The sequence below is a fragment of the Pseudomonas siliginis genome, from assembly GCF_024072275.1.
Lineage (GTDB): Bacteria > Pseudomonadota > Gammaproteobacteria > Pseudomonadales > Pseudomonadaceae > Aquipseudomonas > Aquipseudomonas siliginis.
In genome coordinates this window covers 1,486,696-1,497,923 of record NZ_CP099598.1, presented here as the reverse complement: position 1 = coordinate 1,497,923, position 11,228 = coordinate 1,486,696, and the positions used below count along the sequence as shown (strand labels likewise).

At 60.8% G+C, this 11,228-nt stretch carries 9 protein-coding genes and 1 riboswitch; of the genes, 6 read left to right on the top strand and 3 right to left on the bottom strand.

Going from position 1 to position 11,228, the window contains the following annotated elements; genetic code table 11:
• Positions 1-2: 2 nt before the first annotated feature.
• The 3 genes from NF676_RS07130 to NF676_RS07120 form a co-directional block, all read right to left on the bottom strand.
• The gene (locus NF676_RS07130) at positions 3-857 is read right to left on the bottom strand and encodes a hypothetical protein (protein ID WP_217852417.1); all 855 of its coding nucleotides are present in this window, start codon (positions 855-857) and stop codon (positions 3-5) included.
• A 1-nt stretch (position 858) separates the two neighbouring features.
• A complete protein-coding gene (locus NF676_RS07125; protein WP_252887446.1) occupies positions 859-2,103 on the bottom strand; it encodes a glycosyltransferase family 4 protein in 1,245 nt (414 codons plus the stop codon).
• Positions 2,104-2,299: 196 nt separating this feature from the next.
• Positions 2,300-2,704 (bottom strand): hypothetical protein, encoded by a 405-nt coding sequence (locus NF676_RS07120; protein ID WP_039760873.1) that lies wholly within the window; start codon positions 2,702-2,704, stop codon positions 2,300-2,302.
• A 349-nt stretch (positions 2,705-3,053) separates the two neighbouring features.
• Positions 3,054-3,154, top strand: a riboswitch (guanidine-I (ykkC/yxkD leader).
• A gap of 63 nt (positions 3,155-3,217) precedes the next feature.
• On the opposite strand from NF676_RS07120, the gene NF676_RS07115 reads away from it, so the two are divergent.
• The 6 genes from NF676_RS07115 (at position 3,218) to uca (ending at position 11,210) form a co-directional block, all read left to right on the top strand.
• Entirely contained in the window at positions 3,218-4,285 is a 1,068-nt protein-coding gene (locus NF676_RS07115; protein ID WP_252887445.1) for a putative urea ABC transporter substrate-binding protein, read from the top strand.
• 18 nt (positions 4,286-4,303) lie between these two features.
• Complete coding sequence (locus tag NF676_RS07110) at positions 4,304-5,119, top strand: ABC transporter permease (protein WP_041478876.1); 816 nt, start codon at positions 4,304-4,306, stop codon at positions 5,117-5,119.
• Positions 5,116-5,904 (top strand): ABC transporter ATP-binding protein, encoded by a 789-nt coding sequence (locus NF676_RS07105; RefSeq protein WP_150742388.1) that lies wholly within the window; start codon positions 5,116-5,118, stop codon positions 5,902-5,904. Before NF676_RS07110 ends, NF676_RS07105 begins: the two co-directional genes overlap by 4 nt.
• A gap of 13 nt (positions 5,905-5,917) precedes the next feature.
• Entirely contained in the window at positions 5,918-6,643 is a 726-nt protein-coding gene (locus tag NF676_RS07100; protein WP_016771290.1) for an urea amidolyase associated protein UAAP1, read from the top strand.
• A gap of 11 nt (positions 6,644-6,654) precedes the next feature.
• Positions 6,655-7,296 (top strand): urea amidolyase associated protein UAAP2, encoded by a 642-nt coding sequence (locus NF676_RS07095; protein ID WP_125917748.1) that lies wholly within the window; start codon positions 6,655-6,657, stop codon positions 7,294-7,296.
• A gap of 278 nt (positions 7,297-7,574) precedes the next feature.
• Positions 7,575-11,210 (top strand): urea carboxylase, encoded by a 3,636-nt coding sequence (gene uca / locus NF676_RS07090; protein WP_252887444.1) that lies wholly within the window; start codon positions 7,575-7,577, stop codon positions 11,208-11,210.
• Positions 11,211-11,228: the final 18 nt, after the last annotated feature.

Below are 11,228 nucleotides of genomic sequence, written 5' to 3'. Positions count from 1 at the left end.
TGTTACTTCCTTGTAATAACAGCCCGTGAAAGATAGCCACTGAGATACTTGAGCATCTCAGGTGCTTCGCGTAATGACGCTAATCCGAGTTTTACGCCACCGTGCCCACCAGCGAAGTCGAAGTTATCCAGATTGATAGCGCAGAAGAAATTCAGTTTGCCGAAATCAAGATTTTCCAATTCAGTTCTGCTGAACCTTGCCAGTTTCTCGTCAGTCAGCTTTTCCTCCGAAGCCGGGCGAATCAAGCCGTCACAGTTGATCAACCGAGGGGTTCCATCTCGCCGCGGCCAGCCAGTAATGACAAACGTTCTAACCGAATCTTCATTCTTGAAATGCGGTGGAGGTGCATCGAGCCAAATCTCCAGCCCCGGATAATTCTTTAGTTTCACAATCAACTCATCCGGCCAGTTGACGTGCCGATAACCCCGCTCATGGGGTTCGGTGGTTTCTTTCCTGGTAAAAAGTCCGGCGTTCAATTTATAGAGCCGCCAACTTTTGGGGATCGACTCTGCGCGCTGATCCTGGTACCGGTGCAGCCCCGTCCCGGTCCACCAGAAAAGCCCCTTCAGAGCAATCGCCAGACACGCTTTCTTGTTGACCATTTCAGGCATGCCTACGTAAAACTCAGGGACCAGCGTCTTATCTATATAGGCGCCGCCTAATATCGGCACTTGCTGCATGCTCGCCAGCTTGTTCTGGCAAGCTTTCTCGTTTGCCTGGTGAATAGCCGCCGACTCGGCAGTTTGTTCTTTGCGAATATAAAATTCCGCTACGCAGTAACAGACATAAAAGAACAATCCATACTTCAACAACCTTTTAAACCACTTGATCGCCTGCTTACGCGACTTCCTGGACATTTCAAACCTCCCGCTCAAACTGCGGAACGGTTGGTATGTCGCTATGCCCGGATATCGCGCTTGCAAAAACCTCAAAATATTGGCTCACGCCCGATTCCACACTGAACCGACCTGCCGTCAACTTCGCGGCGCTGGCAAGACCACCGTACTCACCTGCCGACTTCAAAACCTTGCTTACACTTCTGGCAATTTCTTGATGGTCAAAGAAATCCACCAATATTCCATTAGCCCCCTCGACAATGACTTCCCTTACCGGAGCCGTATCCGACGCAACAACCACACAACCGGACGCCATCGCCTCCAGTAACGACCAGGACAAGACAAACGGATACGTCAAATAGACATGAACTTTCGAACACTGCAGAACCGCTCGATAAGTCTGGTAGGGAAGTTTCCCTGTGAAATGCACTCTGGAGTGATCGAAACTGACCTTCGCCTCCATCCTGCTGCGCCAATCCGGGTACCCGACCGGCTTACTCCCATAACTGACACCGTCACCGCCAACCACGATGATCTGCGCATCTGGACACTCGGCCTGAATAAGCGGGATCGCTCGCATGAAACTGTGAAAGCCGCGATAAGGCTCAAGGTTTCTGGCGACATAGGTAACGATCGGCTGTCCGGCTTTGAGCTCGATTCCATTGGGCAATCTGACTTCCCCGACTTTCGCCAGGTCAGAATTTTGAATCACACCTTCGTGAATGACCCGAATCGCCGACCGGTAAGCGGCCGGAAACAGGCTGCGCTGCCACTGGGTAGGCGCGATTGCGATATCGCATTGTTGAAGATTCAACAGATGCAGCGAGTTGAGCACTCGCAGCCGTGACGACTCCCTTGCGGCTCGGCGGAATTCAGGGTCGAACCCGCAATCGGCGCCCTGCGCTCGATAGTAATACTCGCAATAGTGAATCAGCGGCGTATCGGCATAGACGTCCTTGGCAAACAGCGTCTCTCCCCATCCGGGATGACCAAGAATCACGTCTGGCTGATAGCCCGAACGTTTCAGCCTGCCCAGGATTTCAAAAACTTTCTGCCCGTCGATCACCGCTTGTTCGTAGCGGATCAGATACGGGTGAATATTGCCGGGCGCTCGGCTGGTCGCTCGATATCGATGGATTTCCACACCGGCGACGCCCGGTGCAGTGTCCCGACCTATCGCCACAACCTCATCACCGCGCTCCAGCGCCGCCAGCACCACATGACGGAACTGACCGGGAAAATTTTGATGAATAACCAGTAGCTTCATAGCGCTGAACGTCCATTTTTCGCCGCTATCGAGCTGAGGATTGCTCGCCTCGTTCGGCGTCCACGAACGCTAACAAACACCACGAAATGAAACTGTAGGACGCTTCCGGGATTGCCTTGGGAGATGGCCCACGGAACGCTTTCTCGCCGGGCAAAAAAAAGCGGCGCTTGATGCGCCGCTTGTTCGTTGCGGTGATTTACCAGCGGTTGCCACGGCCGTTGTAGTCACGGCGACCGCTGTGACGATCATAGTTGCCGCGACCCCGGTGGTCATTGTCCCAACCGCCCCGACGGTGGCCGTCCCAGCGTCCGCGATCGTTGCCGTGCCAGCGACGGCTTTCGTAATAACGCGGGGCCGGTTGATAGTGCCTGGGTGCCTGGTAATAACGCGGTTGCTGGTAGTAACGCGGCGCTGGCTGGTAGTAGCGCGGCTGGGTGTAATAGGTGCCGCCGCTGCGGTAATAGGAGCCGCCACCGCTGTAATAGGCCGGTGCGGGTGATGTGTAGACCTCTGACCTGTAGTAGCTGTCTCCATAGGAATAAGGAACGCATCCGCCAAGGGAAAAAAGCATCACGGCAAGCAGTACGATTCGGCGATACATGGCGGCCTCCTGGACCGCGGGTTGGCCACACCAGCGACGCTGGCAGGCGACCGTCAGCAATTGCGTGACTGTCGAAGAATCAGACAGCGGTTTCGGAATCTGGTGCGTTCCTGCAACAAGTTGAAACAAGTGATCATGAAATCTTGTTAATCCGCAAATCAACGCCCCGTGAACCCTGAACACGCTGCATGACGGTGCAACCACGCACCACCACGATGCGCTGTCGCTCGCCCCGCTCACCTCGGCAATCCAGCAGATCCCCGTCGCAGAGGCCTCGGCCCGACTTGGCACGCCTCTCGCTTTAGCAAACCCGTGCAGGAGTCATCACAGGTTCGCGGCACCACAATTTGCAATGGCTGACTAGGGTTCCGGCTCGCAAGCGCGAGTGGCTGGTCCGAGAGTTGGCGACCTCCAGTTGAGGTTACACGGCGGGACAAAAGCCCGGGAGACAAGCCACCGTTCGCGGTGCCGCGTTGCCTTCCTGTCCGCCCTCGATCAACTGGAGAATCCGCAATGATCCGACTACGTTTCCCCGCCCTGCTCGCCGCCGCCTTCGCCGCGCTCATCAGCACGCAATCTTCCGCCGCCCAGAAAGACCACTTCAGCGTGTGCTGGACAATCTACGCCGGCTGGATGCCATGGGAATACGCCGGCAGCCAGGGCATCGTCGACAAATGGGCGAAGAAATACGGGATCAAGATCGACGTCGTGCAGCTCAACGACTACGTCGAATCGATCAACCAGTACACCGCCGGCCAGTTCGACGGCTGCACCATGACCAACATGGATGCGCTGACCATTCCGGCTGCCGGTGGTGTCGACAGCACCGCGCTGATCGTCAGCGATTTCTCCAACGGCAACGATGGCATCGTGCTCAAAGGCGAAGGTAAAAAAGTCGCCGATCTGAAAGGCATGGACGTCAATCTGGTCGAGCTGTCGGTCTCCCATTACCTGCTGGCCCGGGCACTGGACTCGGTGGACCTGACCGAGAAAGACCTGAAGGTGGTCAACACCTCCGACGCCGACATTGCCGCCGCGTTCAACACCAACGACGTCAACGCCGTGACCACCTGGAACCCGATGCTCTCGGATATCAAGGCCAAACCCGGCGTCACCGAAGTGTTCAATTCCAGCCAGATCCCCGGCGAGATCATGGACATGATGGTGGTCAACAGCGCCACCCTCAAAGACAACCCGGCACTGGGCAAAGCGCTGACCGGGGCGTGGTTCGAAGTGGTCGCTTTGATGAACGCGAAAAATGCCGCGAGCAAAGCTGCGCTGGAGCACATGGCCAAGGCCTCGGGAACTGATCTCGCCGGCTTCCAGGCGCAACTGGACACCACAAAACTGTTCGCCACGCCGAGCGAAGCGCTGAATTTCGCCACCAGCAAACAACTGCCGGACACCATGCGCAAGGTCGCCGAATTCTCCTTCGAGCATGGTCTGCTCGGCGAAGGCGCGAAGGACCCGAGCGCGGTCGGCATGTCCTTCGCCAACGGCGTGACCAGCGGCGACACCGCCAATCTCAAGCTGCGTTTCGATCCGACTTACATGCAGATGGCCGCCGACGCCAAGCTGTAAGCCACGGAGGATTTGGCCATGCGCCTGATCAATCGCCACCCCGATCGCCCGAGTCGCCTGTTGCTGGTGATCCTGCCGTTCGCGCTGGTGCTGTTCGCCTACTTCACAGGCTCGGCCGAGCGCCTGGCGGACAACCCCAACGACAAACTGCTGCCCAGCGCCGTGCAGATGAGCGACGCGGTAAAACGCCTGGCCTTCAACGCCGACAGCCGCACCGGTGAATACCTGTTGTGGCAAGACACCGCGGCAAGTCTGCGCCGCTTGGCCATCGGCCTCGGCATCGCGGCGCTGGCAGGTCTTTGCCTCGGTATTGCGGCGGGCACCCTGCCGCTGTTCGGCGCGCCGTTGTCGCCGCTGCTGACGGTGCTGTCGATGGTGCCGCCGCTGGCGATCCTGCCGATTCTGTTCATCGTCTTCGGGCTGGGCGAGTTGTCGAAAGTCATGCTGATCGTCATCGGCATCACCCCGGCGCTGGCCCGAGATCTGGAACAGCGTGCCCGCGACATTCCGGTCGAACTGCTGATCAAGGCGCAGACCCTCGGCGCCTCGACCTGGACGCTGATGCTGCGCGTGGTCTTGCCGCAGCTGTTGCCGCGCTTGCTGATCTCGCTGCGTTTGATGCTCGGTTCGGCATGGCTGTTCCTGATTGCCGCCGAAGCGATCGCCTCCACCGACGGCCTCGGCTACCGGATCTTTCTGGTGCGGCGCTACCTCGCCATGGATGTGATCCTGCCCTACGTGGTGTGGATCACCCTGCTCGCCTGGCTGATGGACTGGGGCTTGAAGCAGCTGACCCAGCGCGCTTTCCCTTGGTACGAGGGAGCAGCGAAATGAGCTTCATCACAGTTAAGAACGTCTGGCAGCAGTACGCCGATCAAGTGGTTCTGGAAGGCTTGAACCTGAGCGTCAACGAAGGCGAGTTCTGCACCCTGGTCGGCGCCTCCGGTTGCGGCAAATCGACCTTCCTGCGCCTGCTGCTCGGCCAGGAAAGCGCCAGTCGCGGGGAGATTCTGCTCGACGGCCAGCCCTTGGCCAGCGAGCCGGATGCCAGCCGTGGCGTGGTCTTTCAGCGCTACTCGGTGTTCCCGCATCTGAGCGTGCTCGACAACGTCGCCCTCGGTCTCGAATTGCCGCGCGCGCCCGTGCTCGGCCGGCTGTTCGGCAGCGCTAAACGCGAGGCCCGCGAACAGGCGGCAGCACTGCTGAGCAAAGTCGGCCTCGGCCATGCGCTGGACAAGTACCCGGCGCAGCTGTCCGGCGGCATGCAGCAACGCTTGGCCATCGCCCAGGCGCTGATCATGAAGCCGCGCGTGTTGCTGCTCGACGAGCCCTTCGGCGCACTCGACCCGGGCATTCGCAAAGACATGCACGCGCTGCTGCTGGAGCTGTGGCGCGAGACGCAACTGACGGTGTTCATGGTCACCCACGACCTGTCCGAAGGCTTCAGCCTCGGCACGCGTCTGCTGGTGTTCGACAAGGTGCGCCTCGACCCGCACGCCCCCGGCGCCTATGGCGCCCGCATCACTTACGACATCCCGTTGAACAGCGACCGCCGCGCCCAGCGCGCCGCCGTCGAGGCCCTGCCGCTGCCGCTGGCGGGCACCCTTCGCACTGCTTGAGAGGACTGCTGCAATGACTGATTCAATCCAACTTTTCCCACCCTTCGCTGAGGAAATGCTGCCGGGCGGCGGCCACCGTTCGTTCGTGCTCAAGCGCGGCCAATTGCTGCGCCTGACCGACCTGCGCGGTGGCGCCAATGTCAGCCTGACCTTGCTCAATGCCAATGAAAAAACCGAGCGGCTGAACCTGCCCGACAGCCTCAAATGCCAACACACCGCCAAGCTCACTGCCGGCCACTGCCTGTACTCGGACATGGGCCGCGTACTCGCCGCGATCACCGCCGACACCTGCGGTTGGAGCGACAGCCTCGGCGGTGTGCTTTGCGCACAGGAAGTCGCCGAAAAGTACGGTCAGGGCCGCTATCAGGAACTGCGCAACGGCTTCTTTCGCAACGGCACCGACAACCTGCTGGTGGAACTCGGCAAGTGGGGCCTGGGCCTGTCCGACCTGCTGATGACACTCAACCTGTTCAGCCGTGTGAACGTCGATGAGGCCGGGCGTTTCCACTTCGTCGAAGGCAACTCGAAGGCCGGTGACTACATCGAGCTATACGCGCCGATGGACACCCTGGTGGTGCTCACCGCCCTGCAACATCCGATGGACCCGTCACCCGAATACGCTCCGAAACCCTTGAAGCTGAGCTGGATGAACGCCGACGCCAGCGTCGCCGAACACTGCCGTACTTCGCGCCCGGAAAACGAGCGCGGCTTCATCAACACCGACCGTTTGTTCGCCTGAGGATCGCAGCCATGTCACTCGCAATCGCCACTTCGCACAAGCAAGCCGACAGCGCGATCTACCGCGCGACCATTCCCGCCGGCGAGCCCTGGCTGATGGAAGTCAAGGCCGGGCAGACCCTGCGCATCCTCGATCTGGAAGGCAATCAGGCCGTCGACACTTTGTTTTACAGCCTCGCCAACCCCAAGGAACGCTACGACGTGCAACGCACCTTGCGCCGGCAGAACAGCGTCTACCTGAGCACCGGCAGCGTGCTGTATTCCAACCTCGGCCAGCCGATGCTGACCATCGTTGCCGACACCTGCGGGCGCCACGACACCCTCGGCGGCGCCTGCGCGCAAGAGAGCAACACCGTGCGCTACGCCCTGGAAAAACGCTACATGCACAGCTGCCGCGACAACTACCTGCGCGCCTGCGCCCACGACGGCCGATTGAGCAAAGGTGACATCGGGCCGAACATCAATTTTTTCATGAACGTGCCAGTGACGGCGGACGGCGGGCTGACGTTCGAGGACGGTATTTCCGCGCCGGGCAAGTACGTTGATTTGCGCGCGGAGATGGACGTCATCGTGCTGATTTCCAACTGCCCGCAGCTGAACAATCCATGCAATGCCTACAACCCGACCCCGGCGGAGTTGCTGGTATGGAACTGACCATCAGCCGTTTACGCCGTTGGCTCTTCGCCCTGTGCCAGGCGCGTGCCGGGCAGTGCCTGAAACCTTCAAGGCACTGATAGTCCTGTGGGAGCTGGCTTGCCAGCGATTGCGGTGTTTCAGTCACCAACAATGTTGGATGTGCCGACCTCATCGCTGGCAAGCCAGCTCCCACAGGAGTTTGCGGTGAGTTTGAGTGATGTTTTTTCCATCCGGGACGGCCCGGATGTCTGTCGAAAAACAGCGGGACGGCCCGCTCCCCCTTCAGGGGTTATGCCATGTTCGAAAAAATCCTCATCGCCAACCGTGGCGCGATTGCCTGTCGCATCCTGCGCACGATCAACGTGCTGAAGGCCCAAGGCGTCGCCGTGTACTCAGAAGCCGATGCTGCCAGCCTGCACATCTCCCAGGCCGCAGAAGCGCACAGCCTCGGCGAAGGCGCGGCGTCGGCGACGTATCTGGCCGTCGATAAAATCCTCGCTATCGCCAAACAAAGCGGCGCCACGGCGATTCATCCCGGCTACGGATTTCTCTCGGAAAACGCAGCGTTCGCCGAAGCCTGCGAAGCGCAGGGCATCGCCTTCATCGGGCCGACGCCGGAGCAATTGCGGGTATTCGGCCTCAAGCACACTGCTCGCGCGTTGGCCAAACAGCATGGCGTACCCATGCTCGAAGGCACCGACCTGCTCGACAGCCTCGATTGCGCGCTGAGTGCCGCCGAACAGGTCGGCTACCCGGTGATGCTGAAAAGCACCGCTGGCGGCGGTGGCATCGGCATGCGCGTATGCCGCAGCGCGAGCGAATTGAGCGAGTCGTTCGAAGCGGTGAAACGCCTCGGCCAGAACAACTTCAGCGATGCCGGCGTGTTCATCGAAAAGTACATCGAACGCGCGCGGCATCTGGAAGTGCAGGTGTTCGGCGACGGCTGCGGTGAAGTCATCGCTCTCGGCGTGCGCGACTGTTCGGTGCAGCGGCGCAACCAGAAAGTCCTCGAAGAAACCCCGGCGCCTAACCTGCCAGAAGGCATGGCCGATGAGCTGTGCGCGGCAGCGATCAAACTGGCGCGCGCGGTGAATTACCGCAGCGCCGGCACCGTCGAATTCGTCTTCGACAGCGAGGCCCAGCGCTTCTATTTTCTCGAAGTGAACACGCGCTTGCAGGTCGAGCACGGCGTCACCGAACAGGTGTGGGACGTGGACCTGGTGCGCTGGATGATCGAGCTGGCCGCCGGTGATCTGCCGCCGCTGAACGAGTTGTATCAGGGCCTGGAACCGCAGGGCCATGCGATTCAGGCACGTCTGTACGCGGAAGATCCAGGGCGTGATTTCCAGCCGAGCCCGGGCCTGCTGACCGCTGTGCAATTTCCGCCAGCCAACGGCGTTGCATTGCGCATCGACACCTGGGTCGAAGCCGGTGTGGAAATTCCGCCGTATTTCGATCCAATGATCGCCAAGCTCATCGCGTGGGCGCCGAGTCGCGAACAGGCTCGCGCCGAACTCCATCAGGCACTGGGCGATAGCCTGCTGTATGGCGTGGAAACCAACCGCGATTACCTGCGCCAGATTCTGCTCGATGCTCCATTCGCCAGCGGCCAGCCGTGGACCCGTTGTCTGGAAAATTTGCTGTATCACGCCAACACCTTCGAAGTGCTCAGCGCCGGCACGCAGACCAGCGTGCAGGACTATCCCGGCCGCCTCGGTTACTGGGCCGTCGGCGTGCCTCCGTCGGGGCCGATGGACAGCCGAGCGCTGCGCCTGGGCAATCGTCTGCTCGGCAATGAACAAGGCGCCGCCGCACTGGAAATCACCATGAGCGGGCCGATCCTGCGCTTCAATTGTGACGCGGTGGTCGCGGTGACCGGCGCGCCGATTCCCTTGACCCTTGACGCTGAACCGGTGCCGATGGACACCGCGCTGCTCATCCCGGCCGGCGCGACATTGCAACTGGGCAGCATCAGCGGCGCCGGCGCGCGCAGTTATCTGTGCCTGCGCGGCGGCGTGCAAGTGCCGGATTATCTGGGCAGCAAAAGTACCTTCACTCTCGGCCAGTTCGGCGGGCATGGCGGTCGCGCGTTGAGGGCCGGTGATGTGTTGCATGTGCCGGCATTGACCGAGCGCAGCGTCGGCCAGCAACTGGCCGAACAGCACATCACTGCGCTGCCGAGCGTGCGCCAGATCCGGGTGATCTACGGCCCGCACGGCGCCCCGGAATACTTCAGCGAAAACTACATCACCACGTTCTTCGCGACCCAGTGGGAAGTGCACTTCAACTCCAGCCGCACCGGCGTGCGCCTGATCGGACCGAAGCCTGAGTGGGTGCGTGAGGATGGCGGTGAAGCGGGTCTGCACCCGTCGAACATCCATGACAATCCGTATGCGATTGGTGCGGTGGATTTCACTGGCGACATGCCGGTGATCCTCGGCCCGGATGGCCCGAGTCTGGGTGGGTTCGTCTGCCCGGTGACGGTGATTGAGGCCGATCTGTGGCAGCTGGGGCAGCTCAAGGCGGGCGATAAAATTCAGTTCATTCCCGTCGACCTCGGCACCGCCCGCGATCTCGCCCTGAAATGGGATGCCCCCTGTGGGAGCTGGCTTGCCAGCGATGGTGCCCGATCTGACACCGCATCAACATCATCGCTGGCAAGCCAGCTCCCACAAGGGATTGTGTCGCCTGTGGTTCTTGAGTTGGGTCAGGGGGATCGGCGGCTTGTCGGGAGGGTTTCTGGCGACACTCATTTACTGCTGGAAATCGGCGAGCCCGAGCTTGATCTGGTCCTGCGCTTTCGCGCCCACGCGCTGATGCAGGCGCTGGAAAGCCAGGCCCTGCATGGGGTGATCGACCTCACCCCGGGCATTCGCTCGCTGCAAGTGCACTACCAGCCCGAGCAACTGCCGCTGGCCGATCTGCTCGGCATCATCGCTGGCGAATGGGACGCGGTGTGCGCCGCCAAGGACTTGCAGGTGCCTTCGCGCATCGTGCACTTGCCGCTGTCGTGGGACGACCCGGCCTGTCAGTTGGCGATCGAGAAATACATGACCACCGTGCGCAAGGACGCGCCGTGGTGCCCGAGCAACCTGGAGTTCATCCGGCGCATCAACGACCTGCCAAATCTCGACGAAGTGCAGCGCACGGTGTTCGATGCGAGCTATCTGGTGATGGGCCTTGGCGACGTCTATCTCGGCGCGCCGGTGGCCACGCCGCTCGACCCGCGTCATCGTCTGGTGACCACCAAGTACAACCCGGCACGTACCTGGACGGCCGAAAATTCGGTCGGCATCGGCGGCGCCTACATGTGCGTGTACGGCATGGAAGGCCCGGGCGGTTATCAGTTTGTCGGGCGCACCCTGCAGATGTGGAATCGCTATCGCGAAGTCGCCGCGTTCGACGGCAAACCGTGGCTGCTGCGCTTCTTCGATCAGATCCGCTTCTACCCGGTCAGCGCCGAAGAACTGCTGCGCATTCGCCGCGATTTCCCGTTGGGGCGCTTCGATCTGAACATCGAACACAGCCAGCTCAACCTCGCCGACTATCAGGCATTTCTCAGTCAGGAAGCCGCGGGCATCAGCGCTTTCCGTGCGCAGCAACAGGGCGCGTTCAAAGCTGAACGCGAGCGCTGGATCGCCAGCGGCCAGGCGCATTTCGACAGCGAAGAAGCCGTGCCTGACGCCAGCGAAGAAGCACCACTGGAAAACGGTGAACACAGCGTCGACAGCCACATCGCCGGCAATCTCTGGCAGGTGCAGGTCGAGGCCGGCCAGCGTGTCGCGGCGGGCGATGTGCTGGTGATTCTCGAGTCGATGAAGATGGAAATCCCTGTGCTCGCGCCGCTGGCCGGTGTGGTGCGAGAGATCCGCGTGCAACCCGGTTCGGCGGTGCGCGCCGGACAACGGGTGGTGGTGCTGGAACTCGACTGAAGCCATTTTTTATAAGGA